This is a genomic window from Endozoicomonas elysicola, assembly GCF_000710775.1.
Lineage (GTDB): Bacteria > Pseudomonadota > Gammaproteobacteria > Pseudomonadales > Endozoicomonadaceae > Endozoicomonas > Endozoicomonas elysicola.
Window position 1 is genome coordinate 1,961,720 of sequence record NZ_JOJP01000001.1, and the last position, 25,656, is coordinate 1,987,375.

At 44.4% G+C, this 25,656-nt stretch carries 21 protein-coding genes; 7 read left to right on the forward strand and 14 right to left on the reverse strand.

Features of this window, described 5'->3' with window-relative positions; genetic code table 11:
• Position 1: 1 nt before the first annotated feature.
• Genes sctV through GV64_RS08350 form a run of 3 tightly spaced genes read right to left on the reverse strand, consistent with a single transcriptional unit; the run spans position 2 to position 2,830 of the window.
• Positions 2-2,083: a type III secretion system export apparatus subunit SctV gene (sctV, locus tag GV64_RS08340; RefSeq protein ID WP_020580547.1), complete on the reverse strand. Its 2,082-nt coding sequence runs from the start codon at positions 2,081-2,083 to the stop codon at positions 2-4.
• Positions 2,084-2,125: 42 nt separating this feature from the next.
• Positions 2,126-2,419: a tetratricopeptide repeat protein gene (locus GV64_RS08345; RefSeq protein ID WP_020580546.1), complete on the reverse strand. Its 294-nt coding sequence runs from the start codon at positions 2,417-2,419 to the stop codon at positions 2,126-2,128.
• Between the two features lie 12 nt (positions 2,420-2,431).
• A complete protein-coding gene (locus GV64_RS08350; RefSeq protein ID WP_020580545.1) occupies positions 2,432-2,830 on the reverse strand; it encodes a hypothetical protein in 399 nt (132 codons plus the stop codon).
• A 235-nt stretch (positions 2,831-3,065) separates the two neighbouring features.
• Between GV64_RS08350 and sctC the strand changes: the two genes are divergently transcribed.
• From sctC to GV64_RS08365, 3 genes are read left to right on the forward strand one after another with little or no spacing between them, the layout of a single operon-like run.
• Complete coding sequence (gene sctC / locus GV64_RS08355; RefSeq protein ID WP_020580544.1) at positions 3,066-5,210, forward strand: type III secretion system outer membrane ring subunit SctC; 2,145 nt, start codon at positions 3,066-3,068, stop codon at positions 5,208-5,210.
• 18 nt (positions 5,211-5,228) lie between these two features.
• The gene (gene glpD, locus GV64_RS08360; RefSeq protein WP_020580543.1) at positions 5,229-6,758 is read left to right on the forward strand and encodes a glycerol-3-phosphate dehydrogenase; all 1,530 of its coding nucleotides are present in this window, start codon (positions 5,229-5,231) and stop codon (positions 6,756-6,758) included.
• Positions 6,759-6,813: 55 nt separating this feature from the next.
• Positions 6,814-7,719, forward strand: coding sequence for a gluconeogenesis factor YvcK family protein (locus tag GV64_RS08365; protein WP_020580542.1), 906 nt, complete (start codon positions 6,814-6,816; stop codon positions 7,717-7,719).
• A gap of 23 nt (positions 7,720-7,742) precedes the next feature.
• Here the strand turns inward: GV64_RS08365 and GV64_RS08370 are convergent, their stop codons facing one another.
• The 11 genes from GV64_RS08370 to GV64_RS08420 all read right to left on the reverse strand — a co-directional run bounded on the left by GV64_RS08370 (position 7,743) and on the right by GV64_RS08420 (position 20,887).
• A complete protein-coding gene (locus GV64_RS08370) occupies positions 7,743-8,384 on the reverse strand; it encodes a sugar transferase (protein ID WP_020580541.1) in 642 nt (213 codons plus the stop codon).
• 32 nt (positions 8,385-8,416) lie between these two features.
• On the reverse strand, positions 8,417-9,613 hold the full coding sequence (locus GV64_RS08375) for a glycosyltransferase family 2 protein (RefSeq protein WP_020580540.1): 1,197 nt from the start codon (positions 9,611-9,613) through the stop codon (positions 8,417-8,419).
• Positions 9,610-10,704, reverse strand: a complete 1,095-nt coding sequence (locus tag GV64_RS08380) for a glycosyltransferase (protein WP_020580539.1) — start codon at positions 10,702-10,704, stop codon at positions 9,610-9,612. Before GV64_RS08380 ends, GV64_RS08375 begins: the two co-directional genes overlap by 4 nt.
• Positions 10,701-12,206, reverse strand: coding sequence for a GumC family protein (locus GV64_RS08385; protein WP_020580538.1), 1,506 nt, complete (start codon positions 12,204-12,206; stop codon positions 10,701-10,703). The genes GV64_RS08380 and GV64_RS08385 overlap by 4 nt, the downstream gene beginning before the upstream one ends.
• The gene (locus GV64_RS08390) at positions 12,196-12,594 is read right to left on the reverse strand and encodes a hypothetical protein (protein WP_020580537.1); all 399 of its coding nucleotides are present in this window, start codon (positions 12,592-12,594) and stop codon (positions 12,196-12,198) included. The genes GV64_RS08385 and GV64_RS08390 overlap by 11 nt, the downstream gene beginning before the upstream one ends.
• Before the next feature lie 320 nt (positions 12,595-12,914).
• A complete protein-coding gene (locus tag GV64_RS08395; protein WP_020580536.1) occupies positions 12,915-14,063 on the reverse strand; it encodes a glycosyltransferase in 1,149 nt (382 codons plus the stop codon).
• On the reverse strand, positions 14,056-14,781 hold the full coding sequence (locus tag GV64_RS08400; RefSeq protein ID WP_020580535.1) for an acyltransferase: 726 nt from the start codon (positions 14,779-14,781) through the stop codon (positions 14,056-14,058). Before GV64_RS08400 ends, GV64_RS08395 begins: the two co-directional genes overlap by 8 nt.
• Entirely contained in the window at positions 14,744-16,234 is a 1,491-nt protein-coding gene (locus GV64_RS08405) for an O-antigen ligase family protein (protein ID WP_020580534.1), read from the reverse strand. Before GV64_RS08405 ends, GV64_RS08400 begins: the two co-directional genes overlap by 38 nt.
• Before the next feature lie 13 nt (positions 16,235-16,247).
• A complete protein-coding gene (locus GV64_RS08410; RefSeq protein ID WP_020580533.1) occupies positions 16,248-17,678 on the reverse strand; it encodes a lipopolysaccharide biosynthesis protein in 1,431 nt (476 codons plus the stop codon).
• Positions 17,679-17,715: 37 nt separating this feature from the next.
• Entirely contained in the window at positions 17,716-18,786 is a 1,071-nt protein-coding gene (locus GV64_RS08415) for a glycosyltransferase family 4 protein (protein ID WP_020580532.1), read from the reverse strand.
• On the reverse strand, positions 18,779-20,887 hold the full coding sequence (locus tag GV64_RS08420; protein WP_020580531.1) for a putative bifunctional diguanylate cyclase/phosphodiesterase: 2,109 nt from the start codon (positions 20,885-20,887) through the stop codon (positions 18,779-18,781). Before GV64_RS08420 ends, GV64_RS08415 begins: the two co-directional genes overlap by 8 nt.
• A 376-nt stretch (positions 20,888-21,263) precedes the next feature.
• On the opposite strand from GV64_RS08420, the gene GV64_RS08425 reads away from it, so the two are divergent.
• The 4 genes from GV64_RS08425 (at position 21,264) to GV64_RS08440 (ending at position 25,648) form a co-directional block, all read left to right on the forward strand.
• Complete coding sequence (locus GV64_RS08425) at positions 21,264-21,596, forward strand: STAS domain-containing protein (RefSeq protein ID WP_020580529.1); 333 nt, start codon at positions 21,264-21,266, stop codon at positions 21,594-21,596.
• 259 nt (positions 21,597-21,855) lie between these two features.
• The gene (locus GV64_RS08430) at positions 21,856-22,131 is read left to right on the forward strand and encodes a hypothetical protein (RefSeq protein ID WP_152553970.1); all 276 of its coding nucleotides are present in this window, start codon (positions 21,856-21,858) and stop codon (positions 22,129-22,131) included.
• The gene (locus tag GV64_RS08435; RefSeq protein ID WP_020580527.1) at positions 22,131-24,944 is read left to right on the forward strand and encodes an SLBB domain-containing protein; all 2,814 of its coding nucleotides are present in this window, start codon (positions 22,131-22,133) and stop codon (positions 24,942-24,944) included. Before GV64_RS08430 ends, GV64_RS08435 begins: the two co-directional genes overlap by 1 nt.
• Positions 24,941-25,648 carry a CpsD/CapB family tyrosine-protein kinase gene (locus GV64_RS08440; protein WP_020580526.1) on the forward strand — a complete coding sequence of 236 codons (708 nt, stop codon included), beginning with the start codon at positions 24,941-24,943 and terminating at the stop codon, positions 25,646-25,648. The genes GV64_RS08435 and GV64_RS08440 overlap by 4 nt, the downstream gene beginning before the upstream one ends.
• The last annotated feature ends 8 nt before the right edge of the window (positions 25,649-25,656 follow it).

The window sequence follows — 25,656 nt, forward strand, 5'->3', positions numbered from 1 at the left end:
TTTACAGCGAGATACGACCCAGGGGTTGAACAGTGATCTCTTCAGTCAACTCCTGGTGTGAAAGCACTGCCAGGTCATAGACCTCCAGCTCGAGGAGTTTACGGACATAGCGGCGTATATCCATGGATGTGATCAGCACAGGCTTATGCTCAAGGTGGCCTATTTTACCGACTGAGTGTTTAACGTTTTCGACAAACTGTGCAGAAGTAGACGGATCAAGTGCTAAGTAACTGCCTGCCGAAGTCTGTCGAATGCCTGAACGGATCGTGTCTTCTACATCCTGATCAAGCAGGTAAACTGGCAGCATATTTTTGCCATTGGAGTATTTATAGCTGATGTAACGCTTCAATGACGAGCGTACATACTCAGTTAACTGAACAACCTCTTTCTCCTTATGCCCCCATACCACCAGAGACTGTAGAATGGATCGAAGGTTCCTGATGGAAATATCTTCAGATACCAGGCGCTGGAATATCTCCGTAATCTTATTGACGGGTAAAAGTCGCTGCACTTCTTTAATCAGTTCACCAAAACTGCTTTCCATTTTTTCCAGAAGGTAGCGGGTTTCCTGAATGCCAATGAAATCTTCTGCATACTTTTTCAAAACATGAGCCAGGTGATAGGTCATGATTTTGGGCGAGTCCATAAAGTTAACATTATTACGCTCAAGCTTGTCCTTCTGGCTCTCATTGACCCAGAGAGAGTCGAGGCTTGGTAGGAAGGGGTCACCCATTTCATAGGGGATCTTCAGCATGTCCAGATGCTCATTACTCTCCCTGACAAATAGAGAACCAGGCTTGAAGTAGCCTGAGGCTACGGGAACCTCTTGGAGCAGTATGCTATAGGTATTCTCATCCATGGAATCATTAAATCGTAGATGAATACCTGGAAAAGGAACACCAAGATCCATATACAGTGACTTACGAACTTTGAGTAACTCCTCATTCAGGGAGGATGTATTCAGGCTCTTCTGAACAGAGGTAGGGACATCAATAATCAAGGGCAGGGTCTGGGTAAACTCTTCCTGCTGATCCAGTCTGGTTTTTGCTTCACCAGGCGTTTCTGTTGCAGCGGCCATAGCCGGAATACCACCGTCTTCTTCAGCTGTTCGGGCTTTCTCTGTTTTCTTCAGTAGAAAATAACCACCACCACCAATGGCTGCAGCGAGACTTAGAAAGGTTAGCGTTGGGAAACCAGGAATCAAGGCGAAGCCAAGCAATAATGCGCCACCGACCATTAGCGCCTTCGGCTTATTGGTGAGTTGATCACCTATTTCATTACCCAGATCCTTGGCATCTTCATTGGATACCCGGGTAACGATAATACCAGCGGTGATGGAGATCAGCAGGGCTGGTATCTGGGAGATAAGCCCGTCACCAATGGTCAAAATAGCGTAGAGCTGAAGAGCATCTCCGCCTGACATTCCCTCGCTGGTACCAATAGCAACCCCGGCGGTGATGTTGACAAAGATGATGATTAAACCAGCGATGGCATCACCTTTAACAAACTTCATGGCACCATCCATCGAGCCGAACAGCTGACTTTCTTTGGTGACCAACTCTCTTCGGCGCTGAGCTTCTTCCATCTCGATGGCCCCAGCACGAAGGTCAGCATCGATACTCATTTGCTTTCCAGGCATACCATCCAGAGAGAAGCGGGCACTAACCTCTGCTACCCGTTCGGAACCTTTGGTAATTACCAGAAACTGGACAATGGTTATGATCAGGAAGATAACCACACCAACCCCAAGACTTCCGCCGACCACAAAATTACCAAAGGTGTAGACGATTTCACCGGCATCGGCCTGAAGGAGAATCAGACGGGTAGTGGTGATAGACAGAGCAAGTCGGAAGAGAGTGGTTATCAGTAGAACCCCCGGGAAGGAGGAAAACTCCAGAGGCGACTTGAGATAAATGGATGTCATCAGAAGAATGGTGGATATCCCCATATTCAACGCGATGAGGAAATCCACCAGGGGGGTGGGCATGGGTAGAATGATAAGCCCGATGATGGATACCAGCAGGCCTGCCAGTACCAGATCATTCCTACCCCCGAAGTTCAGCCCGGGTAACAGTTGTGCCATGAGAGGTGCGCCGCTGCTATGGGGCTGGCTTTGTCTTGAAGATTAGCGGCTCAGTGCAGCTTTTTTCTTCTTGAGCAGGGCTCGCCCCTTGATCCATTTTATAGCCCGTACATCGCTGCCAGGCCTCGCATATTTTAGAAAATTATCGGCTGCATTGATGGATTCTTCAGGCTGTTCTGCTTGTAGGTAGGCATAGCTCAGCATGCGATAGACATCGGGATTTTCCTTATCTATAGACTTCAGGGCTTCCAGTAAGGCAATGGATTTTCTGGGCTGAAGATATTCAAGATAATAAGATGCCTGCGACAGTAGCCAGGTTTTTAATGATTTATCCATTTCAATATTCCTTTAGCTGGCAATCAATACATTACGACACATCATTAGATATTCACTATCTGTTTTAGCGTTCTCTATAACGGCAATTGCCTCTTCCATGGCTTTGGTATAGTTGCTGTTTTTTTTCTGTTTCTTAAGGTACTTTGAAAGTGAGTTAATCGCTTCTCTGGTAAGGCGATAATGCTCTTCAGGGTTGGAATAAATGTTTTGGCCAGAGATATTTGTGGCAAACTTTAATTCCCTGTTCTGGAAATTTCTGCTCATATCCAAAGCCTTCCAGGTGTAGTCAACGACTTTTTCACCAGAAGGTCTAAAGTTTGATTTTGATTTTGGAAAATCTGAATCAGCTAATGCACTGTCGATTCTTGACATTCCCGAGATACCGCTACCAAATGAAACTGATCCTGCCATAACAAAGCCCGCCTGATAAATTAATCCTTTGGTGCTTTCGGCGGAAAAGTAGAGGGATTAAATAACTTTTCTCATGTTAATTATTTTTTTGACGAAATACTGGTGAATTGAGTTTGTTTTCCGATAAACTGGTATGTAACGAATTTTTATTGACACTTACTAAATTACAAGGCATCTATTCATTAAGGGCTGTTGAATAAGCTGGAGCAGACATGAGCATGGAGGCACGCGTCTGATGGGCTTTATAAGAAATACCCTGATAATCCTGTCCCTGTTGCTGGCGCTTACTTTTCAAGCGTTGGCGAACTGGTCATCCGAGGAGCCCCAAACCCGAAAACATGTGGTGCGCCCTAAGGAGACTCTGGAAGTTATTGCGGGCAGTTACGGGTTTGAGGTGAATGAACTGGCCCGCTATAACAAACTTGATTCTACTCAGGAGTTGCGGGTAGGACAGGTTATCTACTTCCCATCCAACATTGCACAGGAGCAGCCCGATCTTCCTTCAGTCGATCAGGGAAGACCTCTGGATGCCAGAACTTTTCCCAATTCAGTCGGTGCAACTGTTGAGGCAGAGAGCGCACGATTAATGCCGCTTTTGGATGGGGAGCAGTTGTCAGGGAAAGAGTCAGACCTCTCCAGGTACGGCAGTCAGGTTCATTATGCTTCGTCTTCTGACTTTGATTATAACTTTGCTCAGAAAAATACGCGTCAGAATATGGCGCCAGACGCCCGCCGCTCTGCAAACCTCTATATGATGCAGTCGCAGACACCAGGCGACAATAAAATGGTTATTTCTGCAGAGGATGCTATCCGCGATGCAATAGACGACTTTGAGGATACTATCGGTGATGATGAGTCGCCTGCTCTGGCCGCTTTTGGCGTTCGTCCTTATGCTTATTTTGGGAATGGGGACAGCTTGAAGGAAGTCTTACAAAATTTTGCTGCCAGCTATTACATGCCAGTTATTATTGCGGATACGGTTGAAGGGCAGGTCAATGGCAAGATTGGTCCTATGACCCCAGTGGACTTTCTGGATCATTTGGCAAATATCTATGGTTTCATCTGGTATTTTGATGGGCATACACTGTTTGTTTATGATGGTAGCTCTTCCAGCCAGCAGATTATCAGTCTGAGTTATTTACCTATTAACCAGCTAAAGAAAACACTGAAAAAGATCGGTATCTGGGATGGTCGATTTTTCTGGAAAGAGCAACCTAAGGAAGGGTTGGTATTTATCTCTGGTCCTCCCCGCTATATTGAGTTGGTTTCCCAAACCGCCATGTTACTGGATGCTAAAGAGGGGGAGCGTCAGAAGAGTAAACTTACTGTGCGCACTTTCCCGCTCAAATACGCCTGGGCTACCGATAAGTCGTTTACCTTCAGAGGGCAGCAACTAACGGTTCCAGGTATTGCCACCATCCTGACAAGAATTATTAACGGCGGTGGTGTCGCTCAGGTAACAAAGCAGGGGTTGCCTAATCCATCGGTTACTCCGGCAGAGAGTGTCAGTACATCCGGGGAGTCCAAACCTATGGATGGCTCAGAGTCAGCCGCTATGGAACAGTTAAATGCCGGGGCTGTAGCTGATGATATTTATATTAATGCGGATCCACGATTGAATGCGATCATTGTGCATGACCTTGAATCCAAGATGCCAATGTATGAAGAGCTCATCGCTTCACTGGACAAGCCCACCTCTCAAATAGAGATCAGTGTTTCAATTATTGATATCAATACTCAGGATCTGCAGGCTTTGGGAGTCGACTGGAATAATTCTGGCAGCTCAAGCGACAATCAGTTCTCTTTTACCCCCAACACAACTGCGGATTACACAACCATAGTATCCAGTGCCCTCGGCTCGTTTAATGCAAGACTGCAATTTCTTGCCGATGAGGGGAGAGCTAAGATTGTTTCAAGGCCATCAATCCTGACACTTGATAATATTGAAGCTATTCTCGACAACAGCAGTACGTTTTATGTCTCAGTGGCGAGTAATGAGGACTCGGAATTATTCCCTGTTACATCAGGAACAGTTGTCCAGGTTACACCAAGAATTGTTCGTGAAGATCATGGCAGAAGCATTCATATGAGTGTCAATATTCAGGACGGTACTGGCAGTCAGGGAACTGAAGAAATAGGCCAGAAACTGCCTGAAATTACCAATAGCTCAATTAATACCCAGGCGATTATCAGTGAACAGGAGAGCCTGTTAATTGGAGGGTTTTACAAAGAGCAGAATGAAGAAAAGCTCTCAAAGGTACCTCTCCTTGGAGATATCCCGGTTCTTGGTCATTTGTTTCGAGCGGAGTCAACTTCCAAGATCAAGCAGGTACGTTTATTCCTGATAACACCTCGAATCATTGGTACAAAACAAACCTGATGTTGTGTAAGGGAGGTCATGTTGGACGTGGCTGAGCAGGCAACAGACTATGATCTTCTGGTTATTGGTGGAGGTATTAACGGGGTTGGTGTTGCTTACGATGCTGCGGGGCGTGGCCTAAGGGTTTGTTTGTGTGAGATGGGGGACCTGGCAGGAGCGACGTCCTCTTCCAGCAGTAAACTGATCCACGGCGGACTTCGCTATCTTGAGCAATATGAATTTCGCCTGGTCACAGAAGCGCTAGCTGAACGTGAAGTTCTTCTGAAAATAGCGCCACATATTTCATGGCCATTACGCTTTTATCTTCCGCACCAACCCGGATTAAGGCCAGCCTGGATGGTTCGACTAGGCTTGTTTCTTTATGATCATCTAAGTAATCGCAATACGTTGGCGGATAGTCGTTGTTTAAAGCTTGATGCTGACAGCCCTTTAAAAAGCTCCTTCAAAACCGTGTTTGAATACTCTGATGTCTGGGTCGATGATGCTCGCTTGGTGTTACTGAATGCTCTGGGTTTGCGTGAGCGTGGTGGGAGTGTTTTTACCAGAACAAAAGTTGTCTCAGGTTCTCGTAAAAATGGTCATTGGCATATCGGGCTTAAAGACCGATTAACCGGGAGAACAGAGGAGGTAACATCCAGGGCTTTAGTCAATGCAGCCGGCCCCTGGGTTACTGATGTTCTTGACGGGTTATCCAGAGCGGCAGGTAAGACAGTACGTCTGATAAAAGGAAGTCATATTGTCGTTCCTAAAGTTTATCAGGGAGATCAGGCATACATTCTTCAGAACTACGATAAAAGAGTGGTTTTTGTCATTCCATTTCTTGGGGATTACTCTCTGATCGGTACAACGGAAGTTGAATATAAGGACGACCCTAAGGCTGTTCACTGTTCAGCTCAGGAGCGAGAGTACCTCTGTCAGGTGGTAAATGATTATTTCAAAAACTCGATTTCTATAGATGACATTCTTTGGGATTACTCAGGTGTTCGGCCATTGTGTGAGGATAAGTCCAGTAATGCGCGTACTGTTAGTCGGGATTATGCTTTTGAGCTAGAGGATGAGAATGGGAGAGCGCCTTTACTTTCAATTTTTGGGGGAAAGCTGACAACCTATAGAAAGCTTGGCGAGCATGCCATGGACAGTCTGGCTCGCTATTTTCCAATGGCTGCAACGGCCTGGACTCAAAGCTGCTTATTACCAGGAGCCTTGACTATTGATGAGTGTCTTCAGGAATTAGGTCAGCGTTTTTCATGGTTACCTGAATCTATGGCCATTCGCTATGCTCAAAGCTATGGCTCTCTTGCATATCAGTTTCTTGATGGAGTAAGCAGTATAAGTGACTTGGGAATGGATTTCGGTTCAGGGTTATATCAACGTGAAGTTGATTACCTTATCCATAATGAATGGGTTTTGAAAGTTGATGATTTGCTGTGGCGGAGGAGTAAGCTGGGTTTGTCTCTATGTACCGAAGAAACCTGTGTGTTGGCCGATTACATTGAGAGTCATGTCCAGATGGGGTTGGCGCAAGGTACTCTGAATCGTATTGGTTAGCAGAGCAAGAAAACCTATACATTTAATTTCAATAATTTAATAAAGATAATGCGCAATGTACTCTGTTAAAGTGTTATATCAGTGTCGTCGAATTGTCGCTATTGGCGGAGGGCATGGCCTTGGCAGGGTAATGGCAAGCCTGGGCTTTCTGGGAGAGCGTCTGTCCGGTATTGTTGCTACCACTGATGATGGTGGGTCAACAGGTCGGCTCAGGGATGCCAGTGGCTGTATTGCCTGGGGGGATCTAAGAAATTGTCTGAATCAGCTTTGCTCCGACAGCCCGAATCTGGCACGAATCTTATTTGAATATCGTTTTAAAAACAGTGGCGATATCAGCGGACATAATCTTGGGAATCTGATTTTGTTGGCAATGGATCAGATGTGTGTTCGTCCATTGGATGCAATTAATTTGATTCGGCAGATGTTACAGGTAGGTGCAGAACTGATTCCAATGTCTGAAGAGCCTGCTCGTTTGGGGGCAGTAGTAGATGGGCAGGAAGTTGTTGGTGAAACCGCAGTTGATTCTCTGGAAAAACGTCCGGAAAAATTGATGATTTTACCCACTATAAGGCCAACTGATGAAGCGTTAGCAAAGATAAAAGAATCTGAAATGATCATCCTGGGTCCTGGTAGCTTTATGACCAGTATTTTGCCGGCACTGCTGATTCCGGAAATCGCGGAGAGCATTCGTTCCAGTAAAGCATTGAAAGTATTTATCGGTAATATTAATCAGGAACTATCGGCCGTAGGTAAAATGCCCATCAGTGAAAAATTGTCATGGATGAACGAAATGACCGGGGTATATCCAGATGTACTGTTGTGGCCTGAAGAAAATGGGCAACCAGAACGTCTTCAGTGTGACACACATGTTCGGCCCTTAGCTGACAGTTTTCAGCCGGGTGTTCATAGTCGGGAAGCATTAAGACAAAGCCTTGATCAGCTTGCCTCAGCCCTGTTTTAATCTGGTGCTTTTATAAAAGAAGCTTATTGCCCACGACCTGTAATCATAACTACGATGGTCTTGAACATCACATAAATATCCATTTTCAGCCATTCCCAGGGACTGCTTAAAGCCAGTGCATAGGCATGGTCATAAGCGACTTTATTTCTTACATCATTAAGCGTCTCATCATAGCCCATGTTGACTTGAGCAAGGCCAGTAATCCCGGGAACAACATCAAAGGTTCTTTCTGAATAAAAGGGTATATTGTTTTCCAGTTTATTGTACATTCCAGGCCGCTCTGGCCTTGGTCCTACCATGGACATATCGCCTACAAGAACATTCCAAAGCTGGGGTAGTTCATCAAGACGTGTTTTTCTTAGAAAATTACCAATTTTGGTAATTCTTGGGTCGTTTTTCTGAGCCCATACTGGCCCTGTTCCTTCCTCAGCATCGTTGCGCATCGTTCTGAATTTTTTCATCATGAATAAACGTATGTAGTATTCCTTTTGATAACCAATACGCATCTGCTGGTAAATAATAGGCCCTGGGCTATCCAGCCTAATAGCCAGTGCGATAATGGGAAATAGCGGCAGGGTTATTAACAGTCCGACCAGTGCTATAAGAATATCCATTAACCGCTTTCCCATAGATGCGATTGGGTGGACATAGGTTGATTCTTTCATGGGTACACTCCTTAAGTACATTGTGAATTTTCTTATACTTCGTTATTAACTCGTTTCCATTGGCCCTTACTCTGGCCAGACAGATATTTAATTAACCCAATAGCCATCGCCATATGCCCGGATACCACGTAAAAAAGCACTCTTAATATTTTGGGACCTGGCTGTGAATGCAGAGCTATATATAGAGTGGTTAGTCCATAAACGGCCAATTGACTCGAAAGAATGATCTGAAAAAAAAGAGAGTTTTGAGCGAGTAGGGCCGACGATAAAAGTGCCATTAGCAAAAACAGTGGCATGAAAGGACGAAGAAATTTACCGGAGAAAAAATTGAAGGCGACTTTGCCAAACCTGGGGTGAAGTAACCCGGCATGACGAATAGCCTGTTGAACATTGCCCGCAGCAATACGTTTTCTGCGTTGAAAGTCCATCTCATTACATGCCTGTTCGAGTTCCATCGCTATTATTCTTGGGTCGTAAAGACATCGGTAACCTTTCATAATTATTTGAACGGGAAGGGTGAAATCATCATTGATGGTATCTGGCGGTATTAAGTCAAACAGGTCATGCCGAAAAGCATAAAATGCACCATGGACACCCAGTGTTGCCCCGAGAGTACTTTCCCGTGTTTTAATATTTCTTTGGTATTGCCAGTAGGCCTGCTCCCCAACACTGAGAGATTGAAAAAAGTGATAACTTCCACAAACAACACCCGTATTCTCATTGCTCAGGTGTGCTGCGACGATTAACAAACTGTCAATGGATAACAGGGATGACACATCGGAGAGAGCGACGATACTGCAGCGGCTTAGGCCGATGGCTTCATTCAATACTGCGACTTTTCCACAATTATCGGGTTTTTCCACGATGGAGAGATTCAGGTGTCTGCACTCAGGCTCAGTGAGTGTTTCTTTTGCAAAAAGTGCGGTTTTATCGGTACAGCCATCACATACCAGAATTACTCTAAGCTTATAATCCGGGTAGTCCAGAGCAGCCAGGTTTCGTATCTTTTCCTGAATGGTATCTGCTTCATTATGTGCAGGCATGATCAGGCAGATACTGGGCAACATATGATCAAGTGGTGTGACTTGGTAGTTACGGTGATAAAAGGAGGGTAACGTGTTTTCCAACCCCTGCGTCATTAGTTTCAGGATTACGGGATAACCAATATGGTGATAAACAATCACCAGACTCACCAGTAAAAAAACGGCTAAGGCCAACCATTCCATCATATTGGCCTCCCAAGATAGAGTTCATTGTATTGATCGATCATCCTTTCCAGATTGCAGTTTTCAACAACAAAATTTCTTGCTGACGCTTGCTTTTCAGAATTGACCCCTGTCCTGAGCTGTCTATTGAGGGCTGCTTCCAACTCCTGGGTGCTTTCGGGTTTTATCAATACGCCGCTATTGGGGTCAACCGCCTCTCTACAGCCACCAACATCGGTCATGACCACGACTCTCTGGCAAGATTGGGCCTCAAGAGGTGATAGAGGGAGCCCTTCTTGTTTTGACGCAAGGCAAAAAATATCAATTGCATGATAAAATCCGGGCATATCATCAATCACGCCCAGAAAATGCACACGCTGCTCAATATTCAGTCTTTTTGCTAATGCTCTAAGTTTTTGCTCCAGCTCACCTCCGCCAGCCAGGGCCAATTGAGTGGTTGCTGGCAGTTTTGAGAAAGCATGGAGCAGGAGGTTATGAGATTTCACTTCGGTGAAACGAGCTGCACAGCCAACAATCGGAGCATCAGCTGGTAAATTAAGCCTATGCCTGGCAGCAACCTGGTCAGCGGGCTTAAAGTGGCTGGTATCAATACCATTAAGAATGACTGATGGCTTGGATAGAGGAATATGTTTTCGAATATTTGTTGCAACCAGTTCAGCATCTGCGACAACGTGAGGTCTGAGCAAATGGAAGCAGGCAGATACCAGCCAGCGTCGCTTTTGGTTATTCAAATGCCAGGCATCATGTTCAGTATGAACGTGGTCACAGCCAGCCAGTTTGGCCGCAATACCACCATAGAGAAGAGGGCCTACATGATGGGTGTGAATCACATCTACTTTGAGCTCATTGAGAAGCTGAGAGAGCTTTTTTACGGTACATACACTCAGGCCGGAAGGCTTATTTAGAAAGTGAGCTCTTTCCAGGTGCTGAATTCTTGGCCATTGATTAATGGCCTCAGATCGGGTTCCTTCAAGGCTGATAATGTGAACAGCTTCAGGGGTGTTGGCCTTTCGTTGCAGATCCAGAGCCATTGTCTCGATGCCACCTGGAGCCAGATGCTGGACAATCTGGGCAATGACGAGCGGTTTGTTCATGATGGCACCTCCCCATCATTAAACCAGTCTTTCTCTGGGTCGTAGGTCAAGGTTGGAGCTTTTGGCATATTAGGTATTCTTGCCAGTACAGGAATACCAGAGATCCGCTCGATACTGTCCTGAAGCCGGAGTGTGGTATCAGATATTTCAGAGATGGCAGCAAGCCCAGTCCCTATACCCAGGCCAGCAAATAGCCCGGCAACCACAAACAATGAGGCTGGTAGCTGATTGGGACTGCTGGGGGTGAATGGTTCGTCAATGATCTTTACTTGTTCCGATTCCTGGTAAGCACTCAGATCTTCGGTTACTTTTGCCATTACATAGCGGTTAAGAAAGTCATCATAAAGCTTCTGCTTGATGCCAAAGTCTCGCTGAAGCTCTACCAGGGTTCTTTCTACTTCCGCAAATTGCTGTACTTTGTTCTGAAGCTGATCGGTTTGTTCCTTTATATTTTTTACTTCGTTCTCAAGACTGTTTACTTTGGCTTTGGCATCCTGAACGGCCTGAAGCTGAGAGGCAAGTATTGTAGTCTGTCCTCCCTGTGGGTTATCCATTGAGACTGAGGGGGTTGATGACGCCAGATTCCAGAGGCGTTGAACATCTTCTGTCTTAAGCTTGCTGCTTTCAGTGATCATTCTCTGGCGTTCTTTTTTTAGCCGATCAAGCTCTCTGACTGAGGCCTGAACTTTACTGTGCTTTTCTGTGTAGCGGGAACGAAGCATACTGAGCGTGGTGCGGGTATTGATGATCCGCTCCTCAAGCTTGCCGATTACGGGGTTGGTTTGAGCCAGGTTGCCATTGAATTCTTCCATCGCCGCTTTTGCGCCGGCAAGCTCTGTCTGCTTCTCCATTAATAATTGGCGAAGCTCTGCCAGTCGAGTGACATTCGCCTTGTGTAGCTCAGGCAGCTCCAGTGCATATCTGGCTTTGTATTCAGATAACTTCAGTTCAGCATCAGTCAGTTCTTTGTGCCTGCTATCTACCTGATCCTTAAGAAACTGGGTGGAAGCCACCTGCCATGATTTCTGGGGTGCCTGAACCAATGTAAGGAAATGCTTTGTAACTTTGGTCAGTAGCTCTTTAATGTCTGTTTTATTCTCACTGCGATAATAAATTTTGACCAGGTCTCCACCAAATACGATAGATAATGACCGTGAAAGCTCATCAATCGCCTCATCAATTTGTTCTTCAGAAGATTTATAATCGATAAACCCGACAGCCTTGGCGACTCCTTTTAACACCTTGCGGCTCTTAAGCAGTATTTTCAGTGCTAACTGTCGTTCTTCAAGGTTGGTAGAAATGGTGAAATCTTCCAAAATTGGATTGAGTTCGGTGGTATTTTGAAGAAGTATCGTTGTATGAGCCTCATAGAATTTCGGAGCCATGAAACTGGCAAAGAAACCGACAATTGGCATGATGAGAATTGGAACGCAAATTGTGTATCGCCTCCGCCAGGCTGCACTGAGAAGGCGAAACAGGTTTCTCAGGATTTCACTGGACATTCTTACCCCCTACAGCGTGAATAGTCGCTGAATCAAGATCGAGCTCTGGTTGGTAGATCAGCTCAATCTCTTTGCTGTATTGAGCCAATATTGCTTTCAGGCTCTGGAGTCTTGACCATGAATCATTGAGTGTTTTGAATGGTTCTCCCGCTGAAGATGGGGCAACTGAAATAATAATATTCAGGCGCTGGCTTTCAGGTAAGGATTTAAAAAAGAGATCTATAACTTGCCTATGCTGGGTATTAACTTGTAATTCTTGTTGATTAAAACTGATGGATAGCTGGCGGCGATACATATCCTTTGATATGGGTAATGCGTTTTCAGCCTGATTCATTTTTTCGATGACATCAGAAAGCTGCTGAGTAGAATGAGCCTGCTTCTTTTCCATTAACGTCTGAAAACTGGATGATACGCTACACCCAGCTAACCATGGCAAGCAAAAACATAGCATTGTGGCAAAGGTACGGGATCCATATCGCTTGATCACGGTGACTTCCCTGTTATCAACCTCTAAATTCTGAAAGCCAATTGACTCAGGAGAAGAACACAGGCTGACAGTTTTTTGTCCTTCTCGAGGCAATTGATCTCCTGATAAACAATTATGTTGGCTTTTATGACATTTTTTATAATAAACACAATCGCTTATGCATCATTACTATTAAGTGTAGCTTCTGTTTTTGAGGGGGGATCAACGAGAGGAAATCAATTTTAGTGGAAAGTTTTCTTTGCTTTAGTGAGGTGATCGATAAGAGCCTCTAACTGTATAGCCCTGTGTTGCCATGACTCTTTTGCAACAGTTTCCTGACGAATAGCTTTATCTTTCTGCAGTTGATCTGCTCTCAAAATAACCCTGGAAAAAGGTTCTCTGGAGGATTGGATAGCGACAATATCTTCATATTCTCTGACAGCAGGGAAAAGCGTTGAGGCAATGGGGGTTCCAGACGCCAGATACTCTCTTAACTTCAAAGGGTTGCAGGCTTCAATCTGGCGATTTTTGCGAAAGGGCAGCATGGCTACATTCCAGTGTTGAACGTAGGAGGGCAGCTGGTCATGTGGCCTGGAGCCCAGGAAATGGACATTTGGCAATGCTTGAAGTGAAGAGACATCTGTTTTTATATCCCCAATAAAGACAAACTGCCAGCTTGGTAGGGCAATTGCTGACTGAGCCAGAATATCGGTATCCAGCCAGGCAGAAATACTCCCGTAGAAGCCGGCAATGGGTCCGTTTAAAGGAAGGTCTTCAGGCTTGTTTTCAGGCGATGAAAAGAGTGGGTAATCAACACCATGCGGGAGGATAATGGTGTTTGGATTATTAAACTTCTGAGCCAGTGTTTTACTGACAACCAGTATCAGATCAACCTTTCCAGACAATTCCTGTTCCAATGGGTTGACCATGGCATGATCAACGCCATCCAAAGCCTCAAAATCATCACCACAATAATAGATAGACACTTGTTCATTTAAGCTGCCAATCATATCGACAGCCGTTGGTAGTGATAGCCATAGAACAATGTTTTCAAACCCTTGTTGCTCTATTGCCTTATCAAGGTCTTTTAATAAGAGATATTTGTTAAGCCTGCGAATCAGTTTAAAACCGTAAAAAGGCAGTACTTTGGGATTAATGATGACAGGGAGGATTTGTTCTGAATTATTTTTCTTTGTTTTATCAGAGCCTTTCAGCATAGCTAATGCTTTTTGGAATAGTCGTTTAAGATCTCTCAGTGAAAGCTGTGGAGCTCTCATGCCAATAGAGTTAACCCAGATGACCCGGTGTTTCTTCATCAAATGGCTGATAAGGTGTTGGGTGCTGGAAGGCAGGCCTCCCCAGTCTTCTCCAAATACAATCAGATCAGCCATTTCCTGTCTCCGATGGCAAATCCAGTGATTTAATAACCTTAGCGGGAATGCCTCCTGCAAGAACACCGGATGGTAGGTCTTTAGTAACAACGCTGCCGGTAGCAACGATGGTACCTGCTCCAATGGTTACACCGCTCATAACGGTAACTCCGGCTGCCAGCCAGACATCATCTTCGATAATAATACTGCCAACCTGATCATCACTGTCTGGCTCACCCCGAGCCCTGGCTGCTGGATCCACCGGATGACCTGGATAGCCAACCAGCCTGACCTTAACGGCCAGTCTTACATTGTCACCAATGTTGATTCGGTCACCGACAAAAATTTCATTCTGCCAGCTGATACCTACATTGCTGCCAATGTTCAGTTGAGGCTTTAATGTTTTTGATGCTCTGCCGCTGATGGTGGTATGGCCTGAAAGTCGACAGTGATCACCCATGGTTATTTTCAATGGTCCCAATAGTAGTGGCATACCTGAGTAGAGATAGAGCTTTCTGGGAGTATTGGCAAGTTGAGATTTGAAAAGCGGCGTCCAGTAAAAAATGCGAGTCAGACTGCTGATAAAACCAGTAATGATTTTATGTAAATGATAAAAGAGTCCATGAAGCGGCTTTATTACTGGCATTTCAAAGCTTCTAATGGACTTTAATGTTGTGAATAGCGCTCTTGCTGTTGAAGAGTCACTGTTTTTTAGCCGAGCTTTCAGACTGTCTAGCATTTGGCAAGCCCTTGCCGTGTCTGGTTTTCCTTGATTCATTAACTATAGACGTTTTTTCTATGTCTGCTTCTGATGCTGGATAGTGTTTATCCATAAAGTTGGCAATGGCAATGCTGATAGCGGTAATGATATAAACAGGCCAGAGAAAACCCTGACTTAGAAACGTGCCTGAAACACAAAAACCCACTAGTCCTGCGTAGGTACCTACAGCAATTGCCGACATATGAGGATCGTATTCTGGTGAACCTTTATTTCTGTCCAGCTTTTTCAGCGAACCGTATACGGACATGAAAATAGTGAAAATCATAAAGCCAAAAAGACCAAAGCCCACAAAACCAGACTCTGACATGACCTGGAACCAGGTACTGTGGGTCACGTGAGCCTGCCCTTCTGACCGGCTGTGGGTGGCGTAATCCCAGTAATTATCCAGAAATAGTGAGAGGCCAACGCCTGTTAGCGGATTTCGAAGCGCCATATTGAAGGCTGCTTCCCAGGCATGAATGCGCCCCATGGCTGATTCATCCACACCTTCCTCCCCCTGGCCACCGGATTTCCGGTCACTGATACCGGCAGCAGCGACCAGTATCATCAAGCCAAAGCTGCCAATGCTGATCAGTAGTAGCTTTGATTTAATAATTCGAAGCCCAAAGATACCAAACACCGCAACCGTTGCGAGCAGGCCCCCACGGCTTTGGGTTGCAATGATGGATGAAACAAAGACGACAATACCGATCAAACCAAGAAGTGTTCGAATCTTGCCAGTACCCTTAGTTGTAGCGAAGGCAACGGCATAGCTCATGGGAAAGCTGAGTACCAGAGAGAGGTCATTAGGGTCACCAAGGCTGGTACCAGGAATGGTGACACGGGTTTCTTCGACCATGCCAATACCATTGGCATTGTTGTAAAGGGTTACACCACCAACGGCCAGGCCTGAGCAGATAATGAGAAAGTGAGCCAGCTTGAAATGCCAGTGTTCGGTCATTAGCCATGATATAGCTAAAACCATTATCCCGATTTTCATATAAACACTGGTGAAGCTGCCAAAAGCAGAAGGCGGGTAGCTGGAGAATGCAATACCAATAACTACCCAGCCAAAGAACCGGGCAAAGATCGTGTGTTCATGTCGCCAGTAAACCTGAACTTTCTGAGTAATAATGATATGCCAGGCAAGAACAAAGTAAGAGCCTAACGCGGTTAACAGAGGGATTTTGATAGGATCCAGTTGTGGAAATACCTCGTGAAGTCTGAAAAAAGAGAACAGAATAAAAGTCAGACAGACTACGAACGGTTTTCGCAGAATAAAGAGCAGGCCCAGTGGAATGACTGCCAGTGGCAGTAATGCAATAGGGTGTGGGAATATCAGACTGGGCAGTGCTGCAAGGGCGCAGTAGGCTGCAACGGTTACCGTCTGGTAGCGATTAATAAACAGCCGTTCAATACTGGGTAGCTGCATCACTCATACCACCCTAGTGCCTTAAATACCGAAGTGTTGTAAACAGCTGATGCCTAAATAGCAGTAATTGAGTTGCTGAAAAGAGCAGCACACCAGCTAGAATCATCAGAAACAGTAAAATGGCATCATGTATCTGTCCTGTCAGGTGACTTCGAAGCAACATTAAACCAGTCAGCATAATAACTGAGCTGAAAAAGCTAGGGATAAGCGCTCTGAGAAACGATGATAATTTCAGTTGAAATATTGGCAGTATGGTTTTCAGGTGAAAAGTAAAACTGATCAGGTTAATGATCAACCAGGCCCAGCAGGCTCCTTCCACGCCGTACTGGATTCCAATAATAAAAAGAGGCAGTGTTGCAATGGTATAAAGCAGTGTACGGCTGTTCTTTCCAGGCTCGCCAATAGCGGTTACACCGGTAGCCATCATTTCAGATAGCATTCGAAAGGGACTGGACAGGCAGAGAATCTGGAAAGGAATGATCGCCGCGGCCCACTTATCAGACAAAATAAGGGTGATCAGCTCCGGAGAAACAGCGCACATGCCAAAGTACATGGGAAACAGCCCCAGACTGGCAAGTTGTGCTGATTTGTGCAGATATTGACCAGCAATATCTTTTTCATTCTGCAGTTTGGCAAAAGATGAAAGCCCTAAATGATTGAGCAGTTCACCAATTTTGTCACTGGGAAGATTGGCAAGATTCCGGGCTACAGAGAAAACCCCCAGGTCGCTTTTAGTCAACAAGCGACCAATGCTGATGTTGCCAAACACGTTGACGAAATAACGTAGTACATCATTAACCGTTGCTATGCCACTGAATCCTGCCATTTGCGAAAACCCCCGGAAGTTCCAGGTTGGCCAGGCCCAACAGGGAGCAATGAGATTGTAACCGATGACTAAAGCCAGACGCATAAACAGATGCCCATAAATAAGAGACCAGACACCAAAACCTGTCGCTGCCATGGCAATGGTGACCACGCTGGTCATGAGAGCTGTATAAAACTGGACTTTCTCCCGTTCTTTGAACAGCATCTTACGACTGGCCATGGCATAAGGCAGAGTATGAAATACCATGATCAGGTGCTGGCAGGCGACGGCTTGAATCAGTATCGTCACTCTGGGTTCATCAAAGAAACCAGCGATGCCAGGGGCGATTGAAAAGAAGAAGGTAAAAAAGATCAGGCAGGAGATGATGTTAATAGTGAATGCCTGGCGAAGCCTGAATGGGCTGAGTTCTTCAGCCTGAATAATGGCTTTGCCAATTCCAAAGTCGCCCATTAAGGCAAATATACCAATGAAAGCCATGGTCATGGCCATTAGGCCATAATCGTCTGGAGTCAGGAGGCGAATTAGAATTAATGTATTGAGCCAGGTGAAAATCTGAGCAGCCAGGCGCAGAATAGCCCCGACTTTCAAACCTTTAATTACATTTTGACCAAGTTCCATCTTGATTCACCCAGCTTGTTTTACTGCGATTCTATTTCTATGCACCTGAACGGATCATTGGTGTTTTATGGTCGGCTTCTGGCCAGGTAAGCCCTTTTGACTGAACCGCCTTTTGGTAGACTTCAATAATTTTTGGCAAAATGGCCTGGTTGGAGTAATGGTTGATGATTGTTGTTATACAGGACTCCCTCAATTGCCATTTAACGGTTTCTGGTAGCGAGAACCAGAATTGTAATAGATTGCTCATTCCGTTCAGATCGCCCATTGGTGTAGTCCAGCCATTAAACCCCTGAACAATAAGATCAGGTATTCCCCCCAGTGGAAAACTCACTACAGGAACACCATGTGCCATTGCTTCAAGTGCCACCATGGGTAAGCCCTCAAAGCGTGAAGTAATGCATAACAGGCCTATTTCCCGCCAATGTGACGCCATCGACTGAACCTGCCCCATAAACATGACATTACTGACTTGTTGCTTCTGAAGGCTTTTTTCCATGGGGCCACTTCCGTAAAGCCTGAAGGGGAGCAATGGTTGGTGTTTAGCCAGTTGTAGAAATAGGTCAGGCCCTTTCTCATAACTCAGTCGGCCAACAAATGCGATGGCTTTTCCTGACGATGGCTGATGCTCAGGGACCTCTACAAAATTATTGATTCTATAAGGCGAGTGGATATGCCTCTTGGCAATCTCATCACTGACGGCAATATTTTCAGACATGATACTGGTTAACTGATCAAGCAGAGTATATAGCCGGACGATACCTTCACCAGGATCGCCATTGTGAAAGGTTGAAACGATGGGCGTCTTTGAAATAGTTGCAGCCAGTCGCCCAAAAATTCCGGCTTTATAACCGTGGGTGTGGAGTAACAATGGTTGAACCGATTTGAGTTCAGAGATCAGGTGGGCAAGTTTTCCACTGTGGTAGCGAAAATGAAGGTTTATATCTTTTAAGTCCTCTTCAAGAGGGTGGGCGTTCGAGTATTTTTGGTAGAACCAGATTTCTACTGGCCAACCACTATTTTTCAGTGCTTTTCCAAGCTGGTAAACATGCGTCTCAATGCCGCCGGCCTGACGGGAATCAAGCAATATGACGATGGGGGGCTTAGTCATTATTAGCTCCCTGGTCACGATTCATATTGACAAGGTTTGGTCTGGGCTCTGTTGAGAGAGCGTTATGGTCGCTGAGATGGTTGATAAAGTCCTGTGCCGGTAAGGGTTTTCCGTAGTAATAGCCCTGTCCTTCCTGGCAGCCCTTTTCGATCAGGTAGTTTTCCTGTTCAGCCGTTTCTATGCCTTCAGCCAGTACTTTCAGGCCAAAGCTTTTGCCAATCTGAACAATAGCTTCAACGATGACACAGTTCTCTTTATTCTCAGGAAGGCCTTCAATAAAGGATTTATCAATTTTGATTTTATCGAACGGGAATTGTTTCAGGTAACTCAAGGAGGAATAACCTGTTCCAAAATCATCCAGAGCCAGGCCTACGCCAATCTCTTTAATCTTCCGAAGCTGAATTTTTGATGTTTCAAGATCTTCAATGATGGATGTTTCAGTCACTTCCAGTTCCATCGTTTCCGGAGGAATTTGATATTTATCCAGCAGGTAGGCAATGCGATCGACAATATTCTGGTCCTGAAGTTGAACTGCTGAAAGATTGACCGCCATACGGAGGTCTTCATATCCAGCAAGGTGCCAGCGGTGCAGTTGCTGAAATGCATTTTCAAGAACCCAGTCGCCAATGGGGATAATATCAAGACTGTGTTCCGCCATGGGGATAAACATATCGGGGGAGATCAGGCCTTTTTCCGGATGTTTCCAGCGAAGCAGAGCTTCAATGCCAACCAGTTTGCCTTTCTGGTAGTTAAACTGCGGTTGAAAGGCGAGGCTGAGCTCGTGATGCTCAAGTGCCTTATGGAGGTCCATTTCCAGGCGTTTACGTTGACGGATTTCTGTATCAATGGTGGCAATGTAGAACTGGTAGCGATTGCGGCTTCTTGATTTTGCCATAATCATGGCAAACTCAGCTTGTTGCAGTAGCGTGTCTACATCATCACCATCATCCGGAAACAGCGTGATGCCAACAGTGGCACTGACAGTTAGTTGCTCATTATTAATTTCAAAAGGTCGATCAAGTTGTTTGATCAGAGCTTGAGCCAGTTCGGCAGCTTCATAAGGCTGCTCGATTTGTGACTGAATAATGGCAAACTGATCCTCGCCGAGTCGGCCAATATAAGCTTTGTTGCCAATATGGTTTCTCAGGCGGTCAGAGAGTTTAACCAGAATATGTTCAGCTGCATTGAAGTTTACCTGAGCGTTTAGCGACTTAAAGTCGTCCAGTCCAAGGCATAGAAGCGCGATACTTTCTCCTTTTGAAGAAGCCTTTTCAATGAGCTTGTTGATCTGATTTTGTAAGGTACGTCGGTTTGGCAGTCTGGTCAGATAGTCATATTGAGAAAGCCGCATGATTCGAGCTTCTGCTTTTTGACGAAGACTGTAGTGGTAATCAATAGAGGTCAACAGTTTATTGGCGGTTTTTACCCAAAGGCCTAATTCATTATTTTCATTGCCTTTTGGTATGGGTAATTGCTGCTGGCCAGGCTCTTCCGGGTCAATGCTGGATAGGTGACGAATAACGCGCTTCAGGGGTTTGGTCAGTAGCGTTGAATAGATGAGATACAGCAGCAATGCCATGGCTATGGCTCTGATTACCCCGGAAAAGACAACAACGACAGATCTCTGAATCAATGCTTTACCTTCGTAAGCCGTGTCGATTGAGAGAATCAGCTCGCCAAAATACTCTTTCTCTGGTTTATGTCCATACAATGGCTGTCGGTATATTCGAATGGGGTTAAAGATGTAGTCTGAAATGAGCCGGTACCGGGAGGCAAAAACGGGTCTTTCTACCATGGCTAGCTCGGGGGCACCGTCAAGCCGGATTGCTGCAACCTGAACGGATTTCATCTCCAGCAAACCGTTCAGGACTTCCTGTCCCATACCGGTATCCAGACGATAGGCAGCTCTACTGGCGGGTTCATTGATCATAGCCAGCATTTCTCTTGCTTTTCGATCAATAGCCTTACTTGACTGGTGAACATCCAGAAAAACCTGCACCAGACTCAATGAAACGCCCAAAATACAGGCGCCAAGAAGAACGGCTTTAAGCAGCTTGATTGACAGCTGTTCTTTGGAATGAATGCCTTTTTTTGTATCCATATAATGACTTCAAATTGTCGCCATTCATTCAGAGTCATTAGGATACAGCTCTATTTCTGAATGTTGTAAGCATGTTTGGTGATTTTATAATGTTTTTTAATCTGCTATATGAATTAAATATAGGGGGGGATGGGATTTATGTTTTATACGAAAAAGAAATTGATTTTGTTTTTTAAATTTCTAAAAAACGTTTTGAGGTTGATTGATTTTTGGCTGAATATTATTTTTTCTTATTTTATAAGGTGATAGTGAGTTTAATTTTAAAAGCTATTTGTTGGCTGACTCTATTGTCTAATCTAATTATGTGTGATCGCTTTAAATAACTGCTTAACTAAATTTTATAAATAAAAAGAGCAGGTTTCAGGAGTAAAGGGTAATGGATTACGCGACTTATCAGGCAAGTAGCTGCGATATTATTGAATTACATAGTAAATTTGATGCAGATACTGTCAATGAAGTTAGGAATCACTTTGATCATTTAATAAAAGATTGTGCCGGTGATGTGCTTGTTGATATGAGTTCAGTTAATGAACTTGATTCTTCAGGTATTGGAGCCTTGGTTTTTCTTTATAAGCGACTGAAGATAGAAAGTAGAAATCTTGGATTGCTTGGCGTTAATGGAAAGCCTGACGAGTTATTGACTATGCTCAGGATTAACCAGACGATTAAGCAATATGAAAGTGTTGACGAGTATCTGGCGAAAAAATAGAAATAGGGCTGTTGTTCTTTCTATTGTGTCCAATATTAAATGTGTTGGACAACTTTCTATTTGCTTTTTTTTTCCTCTAATCTCTTCCTGTGTGGTGCTTTGGCCTCTTCATAGTGATCGTGACTATAGTCTTTCTATTGATGAGAGCCGTCAGGTTAGAGATATTGATCAATCTTATGTAATAAACCTCTTTGAATTAAGCAGGCATCGATACTTGGAGCTGAAAAGTTCAGGAGGTGAGTATTGTTTTCCAGCTCAAATGAACATTATCCAAAATCAGCATCAACTAATAGAGTATGAAATAGATGGTGACCTTCTGGGTGATGCCAGCAATACTTTAACTGAGTCTTTCTCATCCCTGGAGAAGGTCAGGACTCTGATGGAAAAGGAAGCCGAAGATGGTGGGTGTACTTTACAGTATGCTGCTGGTTTTATTCAAAAAGCTGAAAAGCTGTTGAAGTCAGAAGATTCAGTATTGGGTCTCAGTGACTGGCCAAGGCCTATGAGCTTGCGCATGTTTATGCGGAGCAAGTGATGAAGTATTTTAATGGAGAGTATTGCAAGAACACCATTTATGGTTATCTGTTTTTTTTATTGTTAGTTTTATCTACTGGGCTTTCTGCCAATTCAACTATAGAAGAAAATGGAGTATTTTTTATTGAATTAAGTGGTAATGATAAATCATTGCCTGCTTTGCTGGTTAGCGAGAATGTGGAAGTCAATCTTCCTGATGGAACTATCATCAGTCTAAGCAATCATGATAGTGAACAGGCCGCATCCAAGATACTCAAAGAGCTTTCGAAATCCCATGATATTAAATCCGTAAAGTATTTTGATTCTGAAAGTTTGCTTAATATTGCTGTTCTAGGAGATATCCAGAGCCCTGGTAAATATCGTATACCTGTAGGTTCCCATCTGAATAAACTGAATTTTTATCACCCAATTTATGATGACATGGCGTTTAATGCTAACTATACCGTTATTAGGGGGGGGCAGCAGATAAAAGTCAGCTCCAATAGTTTATCCGAATGGGGGCTTAAGCTTGGTGATGCTGTTCTGATATCTTTGGATAAACGACATGTGGAAAAAACAGAGAAGGAAGGTAAGGATAGACGTAATGCTAAGGGCACAATTAACGAGGATATAACTAAGCCTATTGAAGAACCTGTAGAGGTTTCTTCGGAAAAAGCAGCTATTGAAAGCGAGGATGGCAAAGAAGTAAAAAATATTTCGAATGATGTAGACGCTAAATCAGGAGGCAGTGAGATTACATCATCTGCCCGAGTGAGAGATCCTGAACGTTATAAACTGCAGTCTGGTGATATTCTGGTTGTTGGTTTACCCGGAGAGGAGGGATTTAATAAAAATTTCCTAATAGGAAGAGATGGAACTATCCATCTACCTGAAATTGGCCAGCTGAAAACTGCAGGCTTGACGTTAAGAGAAGTAGAGAAAGTAATTTATACCGCGCTATCCGATGCATTTTTAGGCTTGGATAATCTGACAATACAGCTGAAAGAAAAACGGTTATTAGTCACAGTGCTGGGTTTTGTAAATAACCCCGGAGAAGTTGAGCTTCCCAGTACGGGAAATATCCAGATGGCGATTACTGAAGCTGGTGGTTTTGTTGATGGGGCACAGCTTGACAAGCTTCAGTTAAGAAGAGATGGGAAAAAGAATGTATTCAACTTTAAGCGCTATCTGGATACAGGTGACCCGAATGTTCTGCCCGAAATAAAATCTCTGGATGAAATATTTGTTCCGACTTCTCCGGGTTTGAGCAGTGTTCATGGTGAGCCTCGGGTTGTTGATGATAAAGCGGTTGACTCAGTCTCTGATAGAACGGTTATCAAAGTTTTTGGTGAGGTTCTCAGACCAGTGAGTTTCCCTTATCTGGAAGGTATTAACGTTGTTGATGCCATTTTGAAAGGAGGTGGGGTTACCCGTTATGCCAATGTTGAACAGGTTCGGGTACTGTCAGGCAGCGAGCCTCAGCTGTTTAACCTGAAAGCTTATCTGGACAGTGGTAAAGCAAGTGATTTGCCACTTTTACAAGAGGGTGCAACCGTTTATGTGCCTAAGCAGGTTGACTCTATATCGGGTGGTGGTCGTACTGTCTATGTGATGGGGCAAGTACAAAAACCAGGCGCTTATGAGACTGCTAAAAATGTGAGCTTTTTAGATGTTTTGGCAAATGCAGGGGGGCCAAATCGCTATGCCGATATAAGGTCGGTCAGAATTTTGCGGAGAGATGGTAGTGTATTGCCATTTAATCTTCAGGACTTCACTGAAGGGCGGTCCACTGCTTTACCTCCAATGGAGCCAGGCGATGCGGTATTTTTTCCTGAAAAAGGGCCAGAAGATGATAAATCCTGGCTTAAGCTTGAGACGGATAATTCTCTTAAAATATTGGGAGCCATAAAAAAGCCTGGACGATATGAGTGGGCTCCATCTGTCGATTTTATGGACTATATCAGTAATGCCGGAGGGCCTACGGCGAAAGCCGATCTTTCGCATGTCAAAATTATTAAACCTGGTCCGGATAACCAGAGGATCTCTATAGAGTTTAATCTTCAGGAGTTTATAGATATAGGTGGGCAGTGGTCTGATATGCCAAAGCTTTCAGGTGGCTCAACCATTGTCGTTCCTGAATTGCCAGTGAATCCCACCTCGCAAACATCAAGTTGGGTGAAATTACCAAAGGAAGCAGCGATTTATATTATGGGGGCTGTTATAGAGCCCGGGCGATATGCTTTTAATGAAGATATGGGATTTTTGGATATATTGTCTGCTTCAGAGGGACCGTCAGAAGAAGCAGACTTAAGCCGGATTCGGGTGATTCATCGAAACGAGGGAGTGCCAAAAGTCAGTAAGGTGAATTTACTTCAATATTTTGAAACAGGTGATGAGTCACTCCTGCCTAAAGTTAAGGCCGAGGACACTATCTTCATAGCATCAAGAAAACGTAAGTGGGTAGAGAAGCACCCTGAAGATACGGTGCGAATTATGGGTTCGGTGTTTAAGTCAGGTCGTTATGAATTTACGAACAATATGACAATTCTCGATCTAATCGCTGAAGCAGGGGGACCAAAAGAAACGGCTTATATTGAAAAAATACTGATTGTAAATAGTTCATGTTGCGAAAGCAGAGCATCAACATTTGATCTTGTGGATTTTATGAAGGATCCAGACGCTTCCCGATTACCAATATTAAGGGCAGGAGATACAGTCTTCGTTCCAGAGCTATCACAGTCTAACTGGAATAACTTTAATGACCTGGTTGCTGATACCGCAGGTATCCTGAATGTACTTATGATGCTGACGAACTTAGGGTGGCTTAGACCATGATTAAGCTTCCCATAAACTATCTGGAAATAGAAGAGATATACAGCAATAGTATTGGCAAAGGTATGCGATCTGTTGCAATAACATCTGCAAATGCTGAGGAAGGTTGTAGTACTCTGGCTTATGCATTGAGTCAGCGAAGTGAAGTTGATGGCAAGCGTACTTTATTAGTAGAAGTAAATATGCTACATCCTGAACTGGGTGATATCTCGGGCCATATTCACACGGACTGGTTACCCAACCCCAAGTCAGCTGATGGCTGTATCATGCGTACTGATGATGTGAACCTGGATATACTGCCAGCTCCTTGTGATACTGATGTATTAATGTTCCGGAATATCGCCAATATGAGCAAGCTCATGCAGCACTGGCTGGAAAATTATGATGCTGTTATTTTTGATACCTCTCCGGTGAATGCTCGAAACCGTAATAATATTCCTGCTGAATCCGTTTGTGCGATGGTGGATGGAACTATTTTAATGGTTATGGCCGGAATTACTCGGCAGACACAGTTTAAGGCCGCTTTGGATCGATTAAATCATAATGATGTATCGCTGATTGGAGTGGTTTTTAATGACTACCGTAACCCTCGTCTTGCTGATGAAATCTGCAGAGAAACACATCGGTTGGATAACTGGTTTCCCAATGTTATGAGCAAAATAAGGCGTCACATCAAGAAGTCTTCATTCTTTAATATTGATCTATAAGTGATACC